Genomic DNA, 20,197 nt, shown 5'->3' with positions numbered 1-20,197 from the left:
GTGCGGGCATGACGGGATTGCCGGAAACCATCACCGCGTGCCTTTTCGACCTCGACGGGGTGCTGACCGGAACTGCGGTTCTCCACCGTGAGGCCTGGAAACGGACATTCGACGAATATCTGCGCGCCCGCGACGGCGCCGGGTTCCAGGAGTTCACGGACAAGGACTACGCGACCTATGTGGACGGCCGCCCCCGCGCCGACGGGGTGCGGGAATTCCTGAAGTCGCGCGGGATCGAGCTGCCGGAAGGCGATCCGGACGACGCGGTCGACGCCCCGACCGTCAACGGCGTGGGCAACCGCAAGAACGAGCTGGTGCTGAAGATCATCGACGAACGCGGCGTGAGCCCCTACCCCGGCTCGATCCGCTACCTCGAAGCGGTCAAGGCCGCCGGGCTCCGGATCGCCGTCGTGACGTCGTCGGCGAACGGCGCCAAGGTGCTCGACGCGGGTGACCTGAGCAAGTACATCGAAGCCCGCGTCGACGGCCTCACCATCCGGGAGCAGCACCTCAAGGGCAAGCCCGCGCCGGACTCGTTCCTGGCCGGCGCCGAAGCCCTCGGGGTCGAGCCCGGACACGCCGCCGTGTTCGAGGACGCCCAGTCCGGCGTCCAGGCCGGCAAGGCGGGCGGGTTCGGGTACGTCGTCGGCGTCAACCGGGCCGACCAGGCCGAAGAACTGCGCGCGCACGGCGCCGACGTCGTCGTCGACGACCTCGCCGAACTGCTGGAGGACTGAATGAGCGACGAACCACGCGGGTACGAGTGCTCGCCGTGGGAACTGCGGTGGCGCGGCATGGACGTCGACGCCCTGCAGCGCACCGAATCGGCCTTCGCGGTGTCGAACGGCCACATCGGGCTGCGCGGCACGCTCGAGGAAGCCGAGCCGCGCGGCCTGCCCGGCACCTACCTCAACGGCTTCTACGAGGAGCACGGGCTCCCGTACGCCGAGGCGGGCTACGGCTACCCCGAAGAGGGCCAGACCGTCGTCAACGTGACCGACGGCAAGATCATCCGGCTGCTGGTCGAGGACGAGCCGCTCGACATGCGCTACGGCGCGGCGACCGCGCACGACCGGGTGCTCGACTTCCGCCGCGGCACGCTGACCCGGACGACCGAGTGGTCCTCGCCCACCGGGCGCCGGGTCCGCGTGCGCACCGAGCGGATGGTGTCGTTCACCCAGCGCGCGATCGCCGCGATCCGCTACGAGGTCGAGCCGCTCGACGAGGACCTGCAGCTGGTCGTGCAGTCCGACCTGCTGGCCAACGAGCCGATCGAGTCCGACACCCGGGACCCGCGGGTGGCCGCGGCGCTGGAGTCGCCGCTGGTGGGCGAGTTCCACCGCGCCACCGACTACAACGCCGTGCTGGTGCACCAGACCCGCCGCTCCGGGCTGCGGATGGCCGCGGCGATGGACCACAAGATCGAGGTGGACGACGGGATCCGCGCCCGCATCCACTCCGAAGAGGACCTCGCGCGGCTCACCGTCGCGGTCGACGTCCCCAAGGGCGGCCGGCTGCGGATCACGAAGTTCCTCGCCTACGGCTGGTCGGCGCAGCGCTCGGTGCCGGCGCTGCGCTCGCAGGTCGAGGCCGCGCTGGCCGGGGCCCGGCAGACCACCTGGAAGGGCCTGCTCACCGAGCAGCGCGAGTTCCTCGACGAGTTCTGGGCCACCTCGGACATCGAGATCGACGGCGATCCGGAGCTGCAGCAGGCCGTCCGGTTCGCGCTGTTCCACCTGCTGCAGGCCGGTGCCCGCGGGGAAAGCCGCGCGGTCGCGGGCAAGGGCCTCACCGGCCCGGGTTACGACGGCCACGCGTTCTGGGACACCGAGTCGTTCGTGCTGCCGGTGCTCACCTACACGATGCCGGACGCGGCCCGCGACGCGCTGCGCTGGCGGCACTCCACAATGGACAAAGCCAGGGAGCGCGCGCACCAGCTGGGCCTGCGCGGCGCGGCGTTCCCGTGGCGCTCGATCAACGGCGCCGAGTGCTCGGCCTACTGGCCGGCCGGCACGGCGGCGTTCCACGTCAGCGCGGACATCGCCGACGCCGTGCTGCGCTACCTCAACGCGACCGGCGACGAGGAGTTCGAGCGCGACTACGGCGTCGAGCTGCTGCTGGAAACCGCGCGGCTGTGGGCGTCGCTCGGCCACCACGACCGGCACGGCGCGTTCCGCATCGACGGCGTCACCGGCCCGGACGAGTACTCGGCGGTGGCGGACAACAACGTCTACACGAACCTGATGGCGCGCCGGAACCTGCTGGCGGCCGCGGCGTCGTGCGAGCGGCACCCCGACATCGCGGCGCACTTCGAGGTCGACACCGTCGAGCTCGACACGTGGCGCGCCGCCGCCGCGGCGATGTACCTGCCCTACGACCAGGAGCTCGGCGTGCACCCGCAGTCGGAGGGGTTCCTCGACCACGACGAGTGGGACTACGAGGGCACCGACATGGCGCACTACCCGCTGCTGCTGCACTTCCCGTACTTCGACCTCTACCGCAAGCAGGTCGTGAAGCAGGCCGACCTGGTGCTGGCCCTGCACATGTGCGGGGACTCGTTCAGCATGGAGGAGAAGGCGCGCAACTTCGCCTACTACGAGGCCCGCACGGTCCGGGACTCCTCGCTGTCGGCGGGCACGCAGGCCGTGGTGGCGGCCGAGGTGGGTCACCTGGAGCTGGCCTACGACTACCTCGCCGAGGCCGCGCTGACCGACCTGCACGACGTGCACAACAACGTCCGCAACGGCCTGCACATGGCGTCGCTGGCCGGGGCGTGGCAGGGTGCGGTGGCCGGGTTCGGCGGGCTGCGCGACCACGGCGGCGCGCTGGCGTTCGCGCCGCGGCTGCCGCCGCAGCTGGACCGGATCACCTTCCGGCTGATGTTCCGCGGCACGCGGTTCCAGGTCGAGATCGATCCCGACCAGGCCACCTACCACGTGCTGGCCGGTGAGCCGCTGCAGGTGCTGCACCACGGCGAGCGCGTCACGGTCACCGTCGAGCCCCAGCGGTTCGCGATCCCGAAGATCGACGCGGGCGACCCGCCGCACCAGCCGCCGGGCCGCGCCCCGATGCGGCGCGACACGTCGAAGCTGCGTCAGTTCGAGGAGCCGTCCAACCCGATCACCGCCGAAGGCCGCTGACCTCGAAAGTCCGTGAATGCCACATCGAGGGACCACTCGTCCCTGGATGTGGCATTCACGGACTCCGGCGGCCGGTCACTGCGGGAGGTCGCTCACCGCGTCCCGGCCGGGCGGGTCCGGGATCTCCTCGGTGCCGGCCGGCTTGACGTCCGGGTCCGGCGTGGTGGGCACGTCGTGCGTCAGCTGCCCGGCGGTGGGCAGCTTGAGGAGCTCGTCGTCTTCGTCGTCCTTGCCGTGGGACCGCTGCGTTTGGCTCATACCTTCCGGGATACCCGGTTTTCCCGGCCACGACCAGGGGACGGCGGGATTCAGGCGACCTGCACCCGGCCGCGGCGGCCCCCGCGGCGGTGGCCCTTGGCGGCGTCGTCGCGCAGGGACAGCAGCAGGCCGTCACGCGTGGACCAGGGGCAGATCGTCACCTGGCCACCGGCGACGCTCAGCAGGGCCTCGGCCACGATCGCGCCCGCCAGGGCCTGGTGGGCGCGGTTGCGCGAGATGCCCGGCAGCTCGGCCCGCTTCGACGTCGGCATCGCGGCCAGCCGCGGGATCCAGGCGCGCAGGTCGTCGAGCCGCAGGTCGCGGGACTTGCCCGGCCGGGCGCCCGCGAGCCGCCCGAGCTGCTGCAGGACCTTCGAACAGCCGACCGTGCGGTGGCCCGCGATGTCCGCGGCCCCCAGCACGGCGGTGGCCTGGTCCAGCGCGTACGCGCGCAACGCCTTCACCTGCTTGCCCGAGACGCGCTCGGTCGGCAGCCAGTCGCGGGTCAGGGAGCGCGCGCCCATCGGCAGCGACTTCGCGAACGTGGCCTGCTCGCCGCAGCCCGCCGCGAGCTCCACCGTGCCGCCGCCGATGTCGAGGATCAGCAGCGGCCCGGCCTTCGGGCCGTACCAGCGGCGCGCGGCCAGGTAGGCCAGCTCGGCCTCGCGGCGGCCGGACAGGAACTGCAGCTCGACGCCGGTCTCGCCGGCGACGTGCCGGACGACGTCGGCGGAGTTGACCGCGTCGCGAATGGACGACGTCGCCAGTGGGTACACACTGCTGACACCGTGGCGGTAGGCGGTGGTCATGCCGGCCGCGACGGCGGCGGTCACCGAGGCGATGCCGCGGGCGGTCAGCCGGCCGCGGGCGTCGAGCTCGCGGTCCAGGCGCAGGCGCGTCTGGTGGTTGAGCACCGGCGCGAGGGACGCGCCGGCGACCGGCACCACCACCAGCCGGGCGCTGAACGATCCGACGTCCAGCACGCCCACTGTGCCCGCTTCCGGCTCTTCGATTTTCCGCACAGCTCGGCGCACCTCACTTCCGCCTGGTGAATATCCCCAGTCCGACCGGTCGAAACCAGTTATTTTGGCGGATCTCCCCTCACGGTGCCGGACATTGACGCATTTTGCCGCTCCCAACGGGCCTTTCTGACGTGCAGATCACAGGCAGATAACCCAATCGAGTGAACCTCGACACCACTGGACACGATTCGGTAACGCCACTCAGCGGATCGCGACTGTTGAGACATCGAACAGGTGTGGAGCAGGCGAACGTGAGCGAACGGCCCGAGCGGCGATCCGAGCTCGTGCGGCCCGTCGGCGTGGTGCTCGCCGTGGTGGCCGGGCTCGTCGGCGTCCTCGTCGGCGTGACCTTCGTGCTCACCCCGGACTCCTCGCTGCCCGCCGGCGCCCCGGACCCGGACCGCCCCGCCGCGGTGCCGTCCGGCGCCCCGCCGGCCGGGCTGCGGATCCCCGACCTCCACCAGACGCTCGACCACATCGTCGACCTCGGCCGGGCCGCCGGCGGCCGCCGCGAGCAGCCCGGCACGGCGTACGGCGTCGGCTGGTTCGCCGACGGCCCGGCGCCGGGCAGCCCGGGCGTCGCGGTGCTGTCCGGGCACTCCGGCTTCGGCTACGCGAACGGCGCGTTCGCCGGCCTCGGCACCCTGATGCCCGGCGCGGAGATCGTGGTGCGCGACGAAACCGGCCATGACACCAGCTTCGCCGTCCGCCACACGGAGGTCTTCCCGCCCGACGAGCCGGACAGCACGCTCATCGCCCCCGAGGGCGCCGGGCCCGAATTGCGCCTGATCACCAGCGACGGGACGTTCGACAGCGCCGGCGTCACCAGCCAGCGCGTCGCCGTCTACGCCGTGCCCAGCTGAGCGCGCGGGGTCAGCCGATCAGCTCGCGCAGCTGCGACACCGCCGCCACCCGGCCCTCGCGGCCCGGCTGCAGCGGGTTGACGATCACCGTCGTCGCGCCCGCCTCGGCGAACGCGGCCAGCCGCTCCTTCACGTAGCCCGCCGGGCCGACCAGGGAGATCGCGCGCAGCAGCTCCAGCGGGACCGCAGCCGCGGCCTCCGCCTTCTTGCCGTCGAGGTAGAGGTCCTGGATCAGCTTCGCCTCGGCCTCGTAGCCGTAGCGGCAGGCGAGGTCGTTGTAGAAGTTCTTGCCCCGGGCACCCATCCCGCCGACGTAGAGGGCCACCACCGGGCGCACGTGGTCCAGCAGCGCCTCGACGTCGTCGCCGATCGCCAGCGCGACCGTGACGTAGGTGTCCAGCTCGCCCAGCGCCGGGTCGCGCTTCGCCTGGCCCTCGGCCAGGGACGCGCCCCAGACGTCGGCGGCCTTCTCCGGGTGGAAGAAGATCGGCTGCCAGCCCTCGGCGATCTCGGCCGTGAGCGCGACGTTCTTCGGCCCGATCGAGGCCAGCAGCACCGGGATCCGCTCGCGCACCGGGTGGTTGATCAGCTTGAGCGGCTTGCCGAGGCCGGAGCCCTGCTCGGGCGGCAGCGGGATCGTGTAGTGCTTGCCCTCGTGCACGACGCGCTCGCGGCGCCACACCTGGCGGCAGACCTCGACGATCTCGCGGGTGCGGCCCAGCGGCGCGTCGTACTTCACGCCGTGGAAGCCCTCGATGACCTGCGGGCCGGACGCGCCGAGGCCGAGGACGAAGCGGCCGTCGGAGACGAAATCGAGCCCGGCGGCGGTCATCGCGGTCAGGGTCGGCGTGCGCGTGTAGATCTGGAAGATCCCGGACGCGAGCTGCACGCGCTCGGTCTTCGCGGCGAGGTAGCCGAGCTGGCTGACGGCGTCGAAGGAGTACGCCTCCGGCACGAAGACGATGTCGAGGCCGGCCTTCTCCAGTTCGACGACGTCGGCGACGCTGTCGGCGAAGCCTCCGGAGTAGCTGACCGCGGTCCCGATCTTCATGGACGTCCTCCTGTGGTGAGCAAGCGCTTAGTGCGGATGTTACCGGCCGGTCAGCGTGCGGACCACCAGCTCCGCCGAGGCGCCGGCCCCGAGCGTCGTGCCGGCGTACCGGACGTCGGCGCCGAGCGTGCCGGCCGGCGGGTCGTCCCGGACGGTGATCCACACCGTGACCATCAGCAGCCAGCGCACGATCAGGTAACCGAACAGCAGGACGCCGACGAGCGTGCCGAACGTCGCGACGGCCGGGGAGCGCCCGAGCAGGTGCAGGTAGAGGCCGCCGGCCTGCTGGATCGCGCCGAGCCCGACGGCGGCGGCCCCGGCCGGGCGCAGCGTCGAGCGCAGCGGCAGCGCCCGGCGCGGCAGCCGGGCCAGGCACCAGGCGATGACCAGCCAGTTCGCCGCCAGCCCGAGCAGGAGCGAGCCCGCGACCAGCACGACGTGCGCGAAGCCGCCGGTCAAGCCGATCAGGTCGAGCAGCCACGCGCCGGCCGCGCCGGTGAGCGACGCGAGCCCGAAGGAGACGGCCATCGCGATCCCGACGCCGGCGAGCGCCACGACGTCGGCGGCGATGCCGCGCAGCAGCGGTCGCGGGGTGCGTTCCTGGCCGAGCATCGCGGTGACGGCGTCGCGGACGTTGCTGATCCAGCTCCAGCCCGAGTAGACCGCGACGGCCAGCGCGAGGATGCCGATCCGCCCGCGTTCGCCGACGACGGTGTGCACGACGTTCGTGACCTGCCCGCCGAGCTCGGGCGGCAGCGACGCGGCGATGACCCGGTCCAGCTCGGCGGCCAGCAGCCGGTCGCCGGCCAGCACGAACCCGGCCACCGAGACGGCCACCATGATCAGCGGCACCAGGGCCAGGAGGCTGAAGAACGTCATCGCGGCGGCGTAGTGGTCACCGTCGCGTTCCCGGTACCGCGCCAGGGTCGCCCCGGCCCGCCGGAACGGCCTGCTCACGACGGCCTTCACCGCTCCACGTTGCACGCGCCGACCCTCTCATCCGCAGGTGTCCCCCGCAGTCCGGACACCCCCGCCGGGGAATCGTCACGGCCCGGGCCACACGTGCCGCAACCCGAATCTCGCTTCACCCGGCCCGGAACCCGCGTGATCCAGCCCGGATCTCGCGTGATCAGGCCCGTAACCCGCGTGATCCTGGCCGGAACTCGCGTGATCGGGACCGTGACTCGCGAGTTCCGGGTCCAATCACGCGAGTCACGTCTCTGATCACGCGAGATCCGGGTTCGGTCACGCGGGTGACGGGTCCGGGGTCAGGTGGGGACTACGGTGCCTCGGACTTCGCCGAAGCCGATGCGGGTGCCGTTCGGGCCGGGGGCCGTTGCGGTGATCGCGACTTCGTCGCCGTCCTCCAGGAAGGTGCGGGTGGTGCCGTCGGGCAGCTCGAACGGTTCGCGGCCGCCCCAGGACAGTTCCAGCAGCGAGCCCCGCTGGTGCGGCTCCGGGCCCGTCACCGTGCCCGACGCGTACAGGTCGCCCGTGCGCAGGCTCGCGCCGTTGACCGTCAGGTGCGCCAGCTGCTGCGCCGCGGTCCAGTACTGCGTGGCGAACGGCGGGCTCGACACCAGGTGGCCGTTGAGCCGGACCTCCATCGCCAGGTCCAGGCCCCACTTCTCGCTGGTGCGCAGGTACTCGAACGGCTCCGGGTCCTGCGGCGGGCCGGCGACGCGGGCGTGCTCCAGCGCGTCGAGCGGGACGATCCACGGCGACACCGACGTCGCGAACGACTTGGCCAGGAACGGGCCCAGCGGCTGGTACTCCCACGCCTGCAGGTCGCGGGCCGACCAGTCGTTGACCAGGCAGACGCCGAACACGTGCGCCGCGAAGTCCTCTGTGGACACCGGAGTGCCCAGGGTGGACGGGACGCCGACGACGAAGCCCACCTCCGCCTCGATGTCCAGCCGCTGCGACGGGCCGAACGCCGGCGCGTCCGCGTTGCGCGGCTTGCGCTGGCCGTTCGGGCGGACGACCGGCGTGCCCGACGCGACCACCGTGCCGGCCCGGCCGTGGTAGCCGATCGGCAGGTGCTTCCAGTTCGGCGGCAGCTCCACCGCGTCGGGCCGGAAGATCTTGCCCGCGTTGAGCGCGTGGTGCTCGCTGGAGTAGAAGTCGACGTAGTCCGCGACCTCGATCGCCAGGTGCGTGGTCACCTCGGTCAGCGGCACCAGGTGCGGCCGCAGCTGATCGGCGTACCGCGGCTCGGTCAGCCACTCCCGGACGCTCTCGCGCACCTCCCGCCACGTCGCCGGCCCGGCGGCCAGCAGCGGGTTCAGCACCCCGGACGTCAGCAGCGGCGCGAACGACGCCGCCGTCTCCGCCGCCGCGGCGGTCAGGTCGAGCACCCGGTCGCCGACCGGCACGCCGATCCGGCGCTCGGGCGCTCCGCCCACGGAGAACACGCCGTAGGGCAGGTTGTCCAGGCCGAACGGCGTGTCGTCGGCGAGTTCGAGCCAGGTCACGGTCACTCCTCGTCCTGGGTGGCGCGCGCGGCCACCCAATCGGCGACGGCGGTGGCGAGCACCGGGAGCGGGAGCGTCCCGTTGCCGAGCACGACGTCGTGGAACTCGCGGATGTCGAACGCCTCGCCCAGCGCCTGCTCGGCCTCGGCCCGCAGCCGCTGGATCTCCAGCCGCCCGACCATGTACCCGAGCGCCTGGCCCGGGTTCGCGGCGTAGCGGTCGATCTCCGCCTCGATCTCGAGCTGAGCCATCGGCGTGTGCTCGACGAGGTAGTCGACGGCCTGCTGCCGGCTCCAGCCGAGCGCGTGCAGCCCGGTGTCGACGACCAGCCGGCCCGCCCGCATCGAGTCCTGGGTCAGCATGCCCAGCCGCGAGACGTCGTCGGAGTAGAGCCCCATCTCGTCCGCGAGCCGCTCGGCGTACAGGCCCCAGCCCTCGGCGTACGCGTTGACGTGCGCGATGATCCGCAGCAGCGGCAGCCCGGTGAGGTCCTGGGCGAGGCACAGCTGGAAGTGGTGCCCCGGCACGGCTTCGTGGAACGCGATCGCCTCGCTGGTGAACCGCGGGCGCTTCTCGGCCTCGTGGGTGTTGGCGTAGTAGACGCCCGGCCGGGTCCCGTCGAGCGAAGGCTCCAGGTAGTACGCGATCGTGCCGCTCGCCGCCTCCGCCTCGGGCACCGGCGCGACCCCGCACTGCTGCGCCGGGACCCGCGAGAACCATTGCGGCGCCACGGCTTCCGCGCGCGTGATGGCCGTGCGCGCGCCTTCCAGCAGCTCCTCGCCGTCGCGCCAGCGCAGCGCGGGATCGGTCCGGATCCGGTCGAAGATCCCGGCCAGGTCCGTGGTGCCGAACAGCTTCCCGCCCAGCTCGCGGTACTCCCCCGCGAGCCGCTCGATCAGCGCCAGGCCGGTGTCGTGCAGGTCCTGCGCCGTGCGCTCGGTCGTCGTCTCCGCGCGGATCAGCGCCGCGTAGCGCTCGGCGCCGCCGGGCAGCTGCCCGATGCCCGCGGACGTCTCGGGCCGGGCCGCGGGCGTGACCTCGTCGGCCAGGAACGCGCGGTAGCGCTCGTAGGCCGGGCGGACGACCTCGGCGAGCAGCCGGTCGCGCTCGGCCTCGAAGCCGTCGAGCGCGTACTGCGGGGTCACCTTCAGCGGGTCCTTCTCCGGCGCGCCGAGATACCGCTCGACGTAGCCGATCCCGATGCGCACCAGGAACTCCGGCGGCACGAAGCCCTCGGCGACGGCGGCGCGCTGGCGCGTGATCAGCGCGTCGAGGTACTCACCGATGCCGCCGAGCCGGCTGAGGTAGCCGCGCACCTTCGGCTCGTTGTCCAGCACCGTCTGCGGCAGGTAGAGCAGCAGTTCCAGGGCGGGTGCGGCGAGCCCGTCGCTGACCGCGACGTCGGACCGGCGGGAGTCGATCACGTCGATCTCGGTCTTCGCCTGCGAGACCACGACTTCCCGGGTGATCCGCGTGGCGGCCGGCAGCCCCGTGACGTCGAGTGCCTCGGCCCGCGCGGCGATGTCCGCGTACCGGGCCCGGAAGCGGGCTTCGGCCTCGGCGCTCTGGTCGGCCAGCTTGTCGTGGTCGCCGGGCAGGCCGAACACCGACGGGAAGACCGGCTGCCGTTCGAAGTTCACCGCGACCAGCTCGTCGGCGAGGCTGTCCGGGGTGTCCTCGGCGCTGCCCGCCACCCAGTCCGCGACGACCTTGGCGAGGGCCGTCAGCGGCAGCATCCCGTGGCCCAGCACGACTTCGTGGAACCCGCGGATGTCGAACCGCTCGCCCAGCGCCTGCTCGGCCTCCGCGCGCAGCCGCTGGATCTCCAGCCGTCCGACCATGTAGCCGAGCGCCTGCCCCGGCCACGCCGTGTAGCGGTCGACCTCGGCTTCGATCTCGAGCTGGGCCATCGGCGTGTGCTCGACGAGGAAGTCGATCGCCCGCTGCCGGCTCCAGCCCAGCGCGTGCAGGCCGGTGTCGACGACCAGCCGGCCCGCGCGCATCGAGTCCTGCGTCAGCATGCCGAAGCGTGAGACGTCGTCGGAGTACAGCCCCATCTCGTCCGCGAGCCGCTCGGTGTAGAGCCCCCAGCCCTCGGCGTAGGCGTTGAACATGCCGATCCGCCGCAGCAGCGGCAGCTCCCGCAGTTCCTGCGCCAGGCTGAGCTGGAAGTGGTGCCCCGGAACGGCTTCGTGGAACGCGATCGCCTCGCTGGTGAACCGCGGGCGCTTGTCCGCTTCGTAGGTGTTCGCGTAGTACGTGCCCGGCCGGGACCCGTCGAGCGACGGCTGCAGGTAGTACGCGATCGTGCCGCTCGCGGCGTCCGCCTCGGGGACCGGCGCGACCTCGCACTTCTCCGCCGGGACGCGCGAGAACCACTGCGGGGCCACGGCTTCCGCCCGGGCGATGGCGTCGCGGGCGCCGGCGAGCAGCTCGTCGCCGTCGCGCCAGCGCAGGGCCGGGTCGGTGCGCAGCCGCTCGAAGATCCCGGCGAGGTCGGTGGTGCCGAACACCTTCCCGCCCAGTTCGCGGTACTCGCCGGCGAGCTGCTCGATCAGCGCGAGGCCGGTGTCGTGCAGGTCCTGCGCGGTGCGCTCGGTCGTCGTCTCCGCGCGGATCATCGCGGCGTACCGCTCGGCGCCGCCCGGGACGTGCCCGATGCCCGGCGCCGTTTCGGGCCGCCCGGCCGGTTCGACCTCGGTGCGCAGGAAGTCGCGGTAGCGCGCGTACGCCGGGTGGACGACCTCGGCGAGCAGCCGGTCGCGCTCGGCCTCGAAGCCGTCGACCGCCGCGGCCGTGTCCGCCTTCAACGGGTCGCCGTCCGGCGAACCGAGGTAGCGGTCGATGTACTCGACGCCGACCCGGGCGAGGTGGGCCGGCGGCACCAGGCCGTCGGCGAGGCTTTCGCGCTGCCGCTCGGTCAGCTCCGCGAGGAACGGCTCGATCGCGGCGAGCCGGGCGAGGTAGCCGCGCGCCTTCTTCTCGTCGTCCAGCTTGTAGAAGGGCAGCTGCATGAGCAGGCCGAGCGCGGGCGAGGTGAAGCCGGTGCTGACCGCGATGTCGGTCATCCGCGAGGCGAGCCGATCGGCCTCGACCTCGGCGGAGGCCACGATGACCTCGCGCGTCACGGCCTCTTCCGGCGTCAGTTCCCCGGCCGGCAGGGCCCGGGCCCGCGCGGCGAGCGCGGTGTAGGCCGCGCGGAAGCGCTCCTGGCCTGCCCGGGTCTGGTCGGCGAGCCGGTCGTGGCCACCGGGCAGGCCGAGCACCGACGGGGCCAGCGGGTCGTGCTCGAACATCAGCGCGACGAACTCGTCCGCCAGGGCGCCGACGGTGTCGCCGTGCCCGGCCACCCACTCGTCGACGACCGACGCGAGCACCGACAGCGGCAGCGCGCCGCCGGCCAGCACGACGTCGTGGAACGCGCGGATGTCGAACCGGGTGCCCAGCCGCCGCTCGGCGGCCGCGCGGATGCCCTGGATCTCCAGCCGCCCCACCATGTACGCCAGGGCCTGGCCCGGCCACGCGATGTAGCGGTCGACCTCGGCCTCGATCTCGACGCGCGCCATCGGCGTGTGCTCGACCAGGTAGTCGACGGCCTGCTGCCGGCTCCAGCCCAGCGCGTGCAGGCCGGTGTCGACGACCAGCCGGCCCGCGCGCATCGAGTCGCCGGCGAGCATGCCGAGCCGGGCGACGTCGTCGGAGTAGAGGCCCATCTCGTCCGCGAGCCGCTCGGCGTAGAGGCCCCAGCCCTCGGTGTAGGCCGTGAAGTCGCCGATGCGGCGCAGCAGCGGCAGGTCGGTGAGGCCGAGCGCGGTGCTGAGCTGGAAGTGGTGGCCGGGCACGGCTTCGTGGAACGCCGTCGTCTCCGCTGTGTGCCGGAGCCGCTCGGTGGCCTCGTAGGTGTTCGCGAAGTAGATGCCCGGCCGGGAGCCGTCGGTCGCCGGGTGGATGTAGTACGCCATGGGCGCGCCGGGCGCGGCGTCCTCCGGGACCGCCTCGACCGTCCACGGCTGCGGCGGGATCCGGCCGAACCACTTCGGTGCCTCGGCATCGGCCCGGGTGATGGCCGCGCGGGCCGTCTCCAGCAGCTCTTCGCCGCTGGTCCAGCGCAACGCGGGGTCGGTGCGCAGGCGCTCGAAGATCTCGGTGAGGTCGCCGGTACCGAACACCTTGGCCCCCAGCTCGCGGTACTCGACGGCGAGCGCGGCGATGATGTCCAGGCCGGTATGGTGCAGCTCGGCCGGGGCACGGTCGGTGGTGGTGTGGAGCCGGGCCTGGCGCGCGTAGATCTCCTCGCCGCGCGGCAGCCACGACACGCCGGGCCGGTCGTCCGGGCGGCCGTGCGGCGCCACCTCGGTGACCAGGAACTCGCGGTACCCGGCGAAGGCCGGGCGGACGACGTCGGCGAGCAGCTCGTCACGCCGGCGCGCGAACTCCTCGTCCGGCGCGGGCTGGCGGCGCAGCGGGTCGGCGGCCGGGTCGGCGAGGTAGCGGTCCACGTGCGCGACGGCGGACTCGACCAGGCGGGCCACCGGGGTCAGGCCGTCGGCCAGGCCTTCGGTGTGCCGCTGCGCGGCCTGGCGCAGGAACTCCGGCACCGCAGCGAGCCGCCCCAGCTGGGCATCGGCCGCCGCCCCCGCGGTCACGGACGTCATCGGCAGCGCGGTGAGCAGCATCGCCGCCGGGCCGGTGAACATGTCGGTCACGGTGAACTCGGTCAGCCGGGAGTCGATCGCCGCGATCCGGTCTTCCGCCGACGTGATCAGGACCTCACGGGTGACGCGGTCTTCGGCCGACAGCCCGGCCGGGTCCAGCGCGCGGGCGCGCTCGGCGAACTCCGCGAGCTGGGTGCGGTGGGCCCGTTCGGCGGCGGCCGTGACGTCCGGCAGCCCGGGCTCCGCCGGGCGCGTGCCCAGCAGCGCGGGCATCAGCGGATCGGCGGCGTACAGGGCTTCGACGAACTCGTCGGCGAGTTCGGTGACCGCGGTCATGGGCAGGACCCCCAGCGTCGATGGTGTGCTCGTTCGCGACCCTAACGGAGATCACCGACAGGAACGCGCGCTCGCCGCCCGGGGGCGGACGGCCTTCGACGCGACCGGACAGGCGAGGCGGTAGCGTGCACCGAGTGGCTGTGACCGATCCCGTGGATACCCGCCTGCTCGCCGCGCTCGCCGAGCTGGGCAAGGCGGCCGTGCACGAGCTCGCGGCCAAGGTCGGCATGGATCCCCGCGAAGTCGCCTACCGGCTGGTCGCGCTGTCCGGCAGCGGGCTGCCCCTGCTCGTCGGCGTCGAAAGCGACCCGAACGGGCTGCGCGCGGCCATCGCGGGGTCGCCGCCGTCGTGGGCGAACCGGCCGCCGGGCTCGCAGCAGTTCCCGGCCCAGGCCCCGCCGTCGCAGCCCGTGCCGATGCCACCGCCGAACGTCCAAGGGGTGCCCTCGGGGCCGTACAACGTCCAAGGCGCGCCTTCAGGGCCGTACAACGTTCAAGGCGCGCCGTCCGGGCCGTACAACGTTCAGGGTGCGCCCTCGGGGCCGTACAACGTCCAGGGCACGCCGTCCGGGCGCTACCCCGGCCCGCCGCCCCGGCCGCCACAGCAGCAGCAGTTCGCTCCTCCGCCGCCCCCGGCGCGGCCCGACCCCGTGGTGAGCACGTGGGGCGTGCCGCAGACGGCGTCGTGGGCCCGCGGCGACGAGCCCGCGCGCCCGGCCGGCGCGCCCGGCGGCAAGAAGGGCCGGCTCGGCGAGGTCATGGAGACCCAGGGCCTGGAGGGCGAGCAGCTGACGGTGCAGCTGCTCGAGGTCCAGGACCCGGCGGACTTCCTGTTCGGCGCGGCCGGCTACCGCCTGGAGGAGGGCGAGCGCTCGGTGGTCGTGCACACGGAGATCACCAACCGCGGCGCGATCCCGTTCGCGTCCCTGCCGGACAACTACCTCGAGCTGCTCACCGTCGACGGCAAGACGATCGGCAAGGCCCCGGTCTCGCTGACCTCGCGGCCGCCGCACAAGATCGGCGTCAAACCGGGCGAAACCCTCGGCGGCCACACGGTGTACGTGCTGCCGGACACGACCCGGGTGGTTTCGGTCCGCTGGAGTCCCCGGCCGGAACCGGACGAGCGCACCGTGATCTGGTCGATCGAGGACTAGTAGCTCTCGTCCTGCAGGATCTTGAGGGCGTTCGCCAGGTCGTCCGGGTACTCCGACTCGAACTGGACCCAGCGGCCGTCCGACGGGTGGGCGAAGCCGAGCGTCTTGGCGTGCAGCCACTGGCGGTTCAGCCCCAGCTTGCGGGCCAGCACCGGGTCCGCGCCGTAGGTCAGGTCGCCGACGCACGGGTGCTTCAACGCCGAGAAGTGCACGCGGATCTGGTGCGTGCGCCCGGTTTCGAGCTTGATGTGCGCCAGGGACGCGGCGCGGAACGCCTCGACGACCTCGTAGTGCGTCACGCTCGGGCGGCCGCCCTGGACCACCGCGAACTTGTAGTCGTGGCGGGGGTGGCGGTCGATCGGGGCGTCGATGGTGCCGCGCGTCGGGTCCGGGTGGCCCTGGACGATCGCGTGGTAGCCCTTGTCGACCGTGCGTTCCTTGAACGCGCGCTTCAGCACGGTGTACGCGTGCTCGCTCTTGGCCACCACCATCACGCCGGTCGTGCCCGCGTCGAGCCGGTGCACGACGCCCTGCCGCTCGGCCGCGCCGGACGTCGCGATGCGCAGGCCCGCCGCGGCGAGGCCGCCGACCACCGTCGGACCGGTCCAGCCCGGGCTCGGGTGCACGGCGACGCCGACCGGCTTCGAGATCACCACGATGTCGTCGTCGTCGTGCAGGATCTGCATGCCTTCGACCGGCGCGGCGACGATCTCCACCGGGTTCGCCGGCTCCGGCAGCGTGACCTCCAGCAGCCCGCCCGCGGCCAGCCGGTCCGACTTGCCCGCCGGGTGGCCGTCGAGCAGCACGTCGCCGGACTCGGCCAGCTCGGCGACGACCGTGCGGGACAGCCCGAGCATCTTGGCGAGGCCGGCGTCGACCCGCATCCCGTCGAGCCCGTCGGGCACCGGGAGCATCCGCGAGCTCACGCCTGGTCCTCCTGCTTGGTTTCCGCGGCCGGTTCGGCCTGCTTCTTGTCCTTGGTCTTGTCTTTGGTCGACGTGCCGTCGTAGTCCTTGCCCAGCAGGGACAGCAGCACGATCAGCGCACCGCCGACGCAGATCGCCGAGTCGGCGATGTTGAAGATCGCGAAGCCCTTGCCGTTCGGGGCGAACGCCGAGATGAAGTCGACGACGTGGCCCTGCAGCCCGCCGGGTGCGCGGAAGATCCGGTCGGTGAGGTTGCCCAGCGCGCCGGCCAGCACCAGGCCGAGGCCGATCGCCCAGCCGATCGAGCGCAGCCGCCGCGAGATCCAGATGATCGCGATGACGACGGCGAGCGCGACCAGCGCCAGCACCCACGTCATGCCGGTGGCCATCGAGAACGCGGCACCCGGGTTGCGGATGACCTGCAGGTAGATCAGGCCGCCGAGGATCCGGACCGGCTCCTTGCCCTCCAGGTTGGCGGTGACCAGGTTCTTCGTGATCAGGTCGATCGCCCAGAGCACTACCGCGACGGCGAACACCCAGCCCACCCGGCGCTTCGGCAGCGTCGCCGCCGTCGCCGCCGGGGTTTCCGGCGTCTCCTGGGCGGGCTCGGGCACCGCCTCGGCGGCGGCGTCGGTGTCGGGTTCTCCAGCGCTGGACTCGGTGCTCACCGGTCCATTGTCCACGCCTGGTCAGGGTGCCCCGGCGGCAGTGTCGCGGGGACGCCGAGGGAGGACCGCGAACGCGGCGGCGAACAGCACCCCCGCCGCGCTCGGCGCCCCGGTCACCGGCGTCGAGAACACCAGGCTGACCAGCGCGAACACCAAGGCCACGGCCACCAGGAACCAGCTGCGCTCGTACGCCGCCGGCACCAGTGCGACGACCGCCATCACGAGCTGGGCGAACCCCGGCGCCGCCAGCGGGAACCAGAAACGCCGTCCCTCCCCCATCGGGGCAGGGTAGCGGCGAACGCCCCGGCCACGAGCACGGTCGCGGAGATCAGCGCGCCCGGCAGGTCCGCGATCACCACGGCCACCGCACCGGCGGCCACAGCCACCGCGAGCACCAGCGGACTGCGTTCGTACCAGGCGACCAGCGCGAGCCCGAGCGTCGCCAGGAGGGGGCCGCGGGTGGCCGCGTCGAGACCGAACCGGCTGAACAGCAGCAGGTCCAGCACCGGGACGGCGAGCACGACGGCGACGATCGACGTCATCACCGTCCTCGCGCGCAGCCCGCCTGCCACGGCGTACGAGATCACGATGGCGAGGAACGCCGCGATGAGCGCGTACTGCCACGCCGGACCGGCGCCGCCGGTGTAGGCCACGACGGTGTCATCGAGGCTGAGGAACCGCGCTTTGGTGCCGTAACCGTCGATAGTCAAGCCGAACAGGCCCACGTAGCCGGCGGTCGCCGGCGGCAACCGCGCCGTCAGTTCCGCGGTGACGGCCGACCGGTGGAACAGTTCGGCCGTCACCAGGACCAGTTCCGCGAAACCCAGCAACGCCAACGGAATCCACTGCCGCCCCATCGGCCCAGGCTAACGCTCAGCAGAACGGCGGCAGCTCCCGCGGGTCGCCGACCGGGGCCCAGCGGCCACCCGCCTTCGTGTACCCCCAGCGCGCGCCGCGGGCGACGATCTGGCGCAGCGCCAGCAGCACGCGATCCACGTGCTCCTCGGTGCTGCCCAGGCCGAGGCTGACGCGCACCGCCTGCTGCCCTTCGCCGCCGGTGACGCCGATCAGGCGCTTGGCCGCGATGTGGGCGCAAAAGGCGCCGTCGCGGACGCCGATGCCGTACTCCGCCGAGAGAACCGCCGCGAGCCAGCCGGGGTCGAAGCCGGCGACGACGAAGCTGACCGTGCCGACGCGGTCGACCGGCGCGTCGAACAGCCGCAGCTCGGAGCAGCCCGGGATGCCTTCGAGGCCCCTGCGCAGCCGCACGAGCAGGGCCTGCTCGTGCGCTTCGACGGCGGCCCAGTTGCGGCTCAGGGTTTCGCAGGCGACGCCGAGCGCGTACACGCCGACGGTGTTGGGCGAACCGGCTTCGTGCCGCTCCGGGCCGGTGTTCCAGACGACGGCGTCCTCGGTGACGAGCTTGGTCGCGCCGCCGCCGGCGAGGTAGGGCCGGGCGGCGCGCAGCCAGTCGGCGCGGCCGATCAGCGCGCCCGCACCGAAGGGCGCGTACAGCTTGTGGCCGGAGAGGGCGACGTAGTCGACGTCCAGGTCCTGCATGGCGATCCTGCGGTGCGGCGCGAGCTGGGCGGCGTCGAGGGCGATGCGGGCGCCGTGCCGGCGGGCCACCGCGGCGATCTCCGCCACCGGAAGCAGCTCACCGGTCACATTGGACGCTCCGGTGAGGACCACCAAACGCGGCCCCTGCGGGGATTCCGCGAGGGCTTCGTCCACAGCGGACACCGCCGCGAGCCGGGTGCGCGGGGTCGGCAGGCGCCGGACGTTCGGCCCCTGCCACGGCAGCAGCGCGGCGTGGTGCTCGGTGTCGAACACGATCACCGCGGTGCGCGGCGGGAGGCTGCGGGCGAGCAGGTTGAAGGAGTCGGTGGTGTTGCGGGTGAACACGACCGTGTCGGTCCGGCGCGCGCCGACGAAGCTGCGCAGCGTGGCGCGGGTGCGCTCGTAGAGCTTGGTCGAGACCTGCGAGGCGAAGCCCGCGCCGCGGTGGACGCTCGCGTACCAGGGCAGGAACTCGTCGACGGCCACGCGGACGGCGTCGAGACAGGGCGCGCTGGCCGCGTGGTCGAGATTGGCGTAGCCGATGTCTCCGCCGGTGACGAGCGGAACTCGCAGCGAGGCACCAGCGACCGTGGGGATCCCTTGGGACGCAAGGGTTTCCTGGGTCTGTGTGCTGGTGCGGTCGATGGCGAGAGTCATCGTTAGCCTCCTCGGCGTTCCGGGGGGCCCCGGCGAGGGGCCCGCGCTTGCCGGTCGCACGGCGCGACCGGCCCGGTCTTCACCCGGGGCACCCCACCGCGGTAGGAGGGTTGCCGGCCAGCAAGCCGGGGCTTGACGCTGGCACTCATGACCTGATTCAAAAGGTAACCGAGAATCGGCGTGACGACCAGCCCCCACCGCACATTCTGAGACACCGACCACAAGTCGAGCAGGAATGGAGAAGCGTCAGATCTTCGCGCGGAAACGGCCCGGGAGCTGCGTCACGGCGTGGTCCGAGAGGTGCGTCGCGGTGCCGGCGTACTGGTCCGCGCCCGCCGTGAACAGCCAGCCGCCCAACGTCTTCCCGTCGATCGGCTCACCGTGCGCCGCCGCGACGGTGGTCGAGACCTGGCTGTAGGCGAGACCGTCCCAGTCGGCCGCGTCCGGCAGTGTCCACAGTGTGAAGTGCACGTGGGCCCCGGTGCTGCTGCCACCACACGGCAGGGCGTTGCCGGTCGAGCCGAGCACGTCGCCGGCCTCGACCTGCTCACCGTCGGTGACCTTGATGCCTTCCATGTGGTAGTACCCGGTGCGCCACCCGCCGGCGTGGTCGATGGTCACCCAGTCACCGCCCGCGCAGTGCTGCAGGTGCACGGTCCCGGCCAGCGGCGCCCGCACGGTCTTGTCGGCCGGGCTGAGGTCGAGGGCGTTCTCGACGCCGGTGCTGCCATCGTCGGAGTGGATGCCGGCGGAGTACACCTGCTGGCCGGCCTTGAACGGCAGCGCCAGCACCGGAAAGGGCCCCACCTCAGCGGCCGCCCCCGGAGCGGCGGCGAGCCCCACACCCAGGACGATCCCCGCGACCAGCCCGGCCCCACGCACGTATCGCTTCGTCACCCGGCGTACTCCTTTGGCTCTACGTTCACCCATTCGAGGTAATTAATGGAGCGCAGAGTAAGCCAAAAGAGGGAACGCAGGGAAGATCAGGTGAGGTTTTTGTGAGGATCACTCACCCTCACGGGAAAAGATCACCAGGTCGACGCGAAGAGCGGACAGGCACCGGACAACGGGCCGCCCCGAACGCAGCCCCCACCACTCCCTGGGGGGCGTCCCCTGTCCAGTCTACCGCCGCTGACCTGCAAAAACGTGCGCGCCGGAAATCTGTGGACAACTGGAGTGGATGTGGACAACTCGCGGCCGGCCGGGCTCGCGACCGCCGAGCGCAGCAGACGGCACGGTGGCCAAGCGGGCAACCCGCGATCGACGCCGCTCACCTCAAGCAAACCGACGCGGACAGCCCGGCGGCGATGCCGAGCCGAGCGGACACGGTTCCGCCCAACCCGCGAACGAGCCAGCGGTCCGACTCGCAGCGCCGGCGACCCCAGCGGACCGCACAGTGGCCAAGCAGGCAACCCGCGATCGGCCCCGCTCAC

The 20,197-nt window shown here is 72.7% G+C and carries 16 protein-coding genes and 1 riboswitch; of the genes, 4 read left to right on the top strand and 12 right to left on the bottom strand.

Annotated features, from left to right (window positions below; all coding sequences use genetic code 11):
• Window positions 1-8 precede the first annotated feature (8 nt).
• Together OHS58_RS03080 and OHS58_RS03075 are read left to right on the top strand one after the other, a co-directional pair.
• Complete coding sequence (locus OHS58_RS03080; RefSeq protein ID WP_326951412.1) at window positions 9-737, top strand: HAD family hydrolase; 729 nt, start codon at window positions 9-11, stop codon at window positions 735-737.
• A complete protein-coding gene (locus tag OHS58_RS03075; protein ID WP_328647054.1) occupies window positions 738-3,140 on the top strand; it encodes a glycoside hydrolase family 65 protein in 2,403 nt (800 codons plus the stop codon).
• Window positions 3,141-3,215: 75 nt separating this feature from the next.
• On the opposite strand, the gene OHS58_RS03070 is transcribed toward OHS58_RS03075, so the two are convergent.
• Both OHS58_RS03070 and OHS58_RS03065 read right to left on the bottom strand, forming a co-directional pair.
• Window positions 3,216-3,398, bottom strand: a complete 183-nt coding sequence (locus OHS58_RS03070) for a hypothetical protein (protein ID WP_247054502.1) — start codon at window positions 3,396-3,398, stop codon at window positions 3,216-3,218.
• 50 nt (window positions 3,399-3,448) lie between these two features.
• Window positions 3,449-4,420, bottom strand: coding sequence for a Ppx/GppA phosphatase family protein (locus tag OHS58_RS03065; protein ID WP_326951414.1), 972 nt, complete (start codon window positions 4,418-4,420; stop codon window positions 3,449-3,451).
• Between the two features lie 251 nt (window positions 4,421-4,671).
• Here OHS58_RS03065 and OHS58_RS03060 point away from each other — a divergent pair, with 251 nt between their 5' ends.
• Entirely contained in the window at window positions 4,672-5,283 is a 612-nt protein-coding gene (locus OHS58_RS03060) for a class F sortase (protein WP_328647053.1), read from the top strand.
• Window positions 5,284-5,293: 10 nt separating this feature from the next.
• Here OHS58_RS03060 and OHS58_RS03055 read toward each other — a convergent pair whose 3' ends face one another.
• From OHS58_RS03055 to OHS58_RS03040, 4 genes are all read right to left on the bottom strand, one after another.
• Window positions 5,294-6,334 (bottom strand): LLM class F420-dependent oxidoreductase, encoded by a 1,041-nt coding sequence (locus OHS58_RS03055; protein WP_247054508.1) that lies wholly within the window; start codon window positions 6,332-6,334, stop codon window positions 5,294-5,296.
• Window positions 6,335-6,373: 39 nt separating this feature from the next.
• Entirely contained in the window at window positions 6,374-7,303 is a 930-nt protein-coding gene (locus tag OHS58_RS03050; RefSeq protein WP_326951417.1) for a YihY/virulence factor BrkB family protein, read from the bottom strand.
• Window positions 7,304-7,602: 299 nt separating this feature from the next.
• Window positions 7,603-8,814: a fumarylacetoacetase gene (gene fahA / locus OHS58_RS03045; RefSeq protein ID WP_328647052.1), complete on the bottom strand. Its 1,212-nt coding sequence runs from the start codon at window positions 8,812-8,814 to the stop codon at window positions 7,603-7,605.
• A complete protein-coding gene (locus OHS58_RS03040; RefSeq protein ID WP_328647051.1) occupies window positions 8,811-13,799 on the bottom strand; it encodes a DUF885 domain-containing protein in 4,989 nt (1,662 codons plus the stop codon). The genes fahA and OHS58_RS03040 overlap by 4 nt, the downstream gene beginning before the upstream one ends.
• Window positions 13,800-13,933: 134 nt before the next feature.
• On the opposite strand from OHS58_RS03040, the gene OHS58_RS03035 reads away from it, so the two are divergent.
• The gene (locus OHS58_RS03035) at window positions 13,934-14,953 is read left to right on the top strand and encodes an AsnC family protein (protein WP_328647050.1); all 1,020 of its coding nucleotides are present in this window, start codon (window positions 13,934-13,936) and stop codon (window positions 14,951-14,953) included.
• Here OHS58_RS03035 and OHS58_RS03030 read toward each other — a convergent pair.
• The 6 genes from OHS58_RS03030 to OHS58_RS03005 form a co-directional block, all read right to left on the bottom strand.
• Window positions 14,950-15,879 carry an RluA family pseudouridine synthase gene (locus tag OHS58_RS03030; RefSeq protein ID WP_326951421.1) on the bottom strand — a complete coding sequence of 310 codons (930 nt, stop codon included), beginning with the start codon at window positions 15,877-15,879 and terminating at the stop codon, window positions 14,950-14,952. The two genes, OHS58_RS03035 and OHS58_RS03030, sit on opposite strands and share 4 nt — an antisense overlap.
• Window positions 15,876-16,493, bottom strand: coding sequence for a signal peptidase II (gene lspA / locus OHS58_RS03025; RefSeq protein ID WP_328649764.1), 618 nt, complete (start codon window positions 16,491-16,493; stop codon window positions 15,876-15,878). The genes OHS58_RS03030 and lspA overlap by 4 nt, the downstream gene beginning before the upstream one ends.
• Before the next feature lie 75 nt (window positions 16,494-16,568).
• On the bottom strand, window positions 16,569-16,826 hold the full coding sequence (locus OHS58_RS03020) for a hypothetical protein (protein WP_328647049.1): 258 nt from the start codon (window positions 16,824-16,826) through the stop codon (window positions 16,569-16,571).
• A complete protein-coding gene (locus OHS58_RS03015; RefSeq protein ID WP_328647048.1) occupies window positions 16,766-17,404 on the bottom strand; it encodes a hypothetical protein in 639 nt (212 codons plus the stop codon). The genes OHS58_RS03020 and OHS58_RS03015 overlap by 61 nt, the downstream gene beginning before the upstream one ends.
• A 16-nt stretch (window positions 17,405-17,420) precedes the next feature.
• Window positions 17,421-18,764 carry an aminotransferase class V-fold PLP-dependent enzyme gene (locus tag OHS58_RS03010; protein ID WP_326951872.1) on the bottom strand — a complete coding sequence of 448 codons (1,344 nt, stop codon included), beginning with the start codon at window positions 18,762-18,764 and terminating at the stop codon, window positions 17,421-17,423.
• Window positions 18,765-18,802: 38 nt separating this feature from the next.
• Window positions 18,803-18,917: riboswitch (SAM riboswitch) on the bottom strand.
• A gap of 93 nt (window positions 18,918-19,010) precedes the next feature.
• A complete protein-coding gene (locus tag OHS58_RS03005; RefSeq protein WP_328647047.1) occupies window positions 19,011-19,661 on the bottom strand; it encodes a M23 family metallopeptidase in 651 nt (216 codons plus the stop codon).
• Window positions 19,662-20,197: the final 536 nt, after the last annotated feature.

It is taken from the genome of Amycolatopsis sp. NBC_00348 (assembly GCF_036114655.1).
Classification (GTDB): domain Bacteria; phylum Actinomycetota; class Actinomycetes; order Mycobacteriales; family Pseudonocardiaceae; genus Amycolatopsis.
Note: the sequence above shows the minus strand (reverse complement) of the source record. Positions and strands in the feature narration are given on the sequence as shown.

What these genes read in the sequence shown, in the direction of transcription:
- OHS58_RS03020 (WP_328647049.1), bottom strand. Translation starts at nt 16,826, where the DNA reads ATGGGGGAGGGACGGCGTTTCTGGTTCCCGCTGGCGGCGCCGGGGTTC.
- OHS58_RS03055 (WP_247054508.1), bottom strand. Translation starts at nt 6,334, where the DNA reads ATGAAGATCGGGACCGCGGTCAGCTACTCCGGAGGCTTCGCCGACAGC.
- OHS58_RS03040 (WP_328647051.1), bottom strand. Translation starts at nt 13,799, where the DNA reads ATGACCGCGGTCACCGAACTCGCCGACGAGTTCGTCGAAGCCCTGTAC.
- OHS58_RS03010 (WP_326951872.1), bottom strand. Translation starts at nt 18,764, where the DNA reads ATGACTCTCGCCATCGACCGCACCAGCACACAGACCCAGGAAACCCTT.
- OHS58_RS03015 (WP_328647048.1), bottom strand. Translation starts at nt 17,404, where the DNA reads ATGGGGCGGCAGTGGATTCCGTTGGCGTTGCTGGGTTTCGCGGAACTG.
- OHS58_RS03080 (WP_326951412.1), top strand. Translation starts at nt 9, where the DNA reads ATGACGGGATTGCCGGAAACCATCACCGCGTGCCTTTTCGACCTCGAC.
- OHS58_RS03075 (WP_328647054.1), top strand. Translation starts at nt 738, where the DNA reads ATGAGCGACGAACCACGCGGGTACGAGTGCTCGCCGTGGGAACTGCGG.
- OHS58_RS03070 (WP_247054502.1), bottom strand. Translation starts at nt 3,398, where the DNA reads ATGAGCCAAACGCAGCGGTCCCACGGCAAGGACGACGAAGACGACGAG.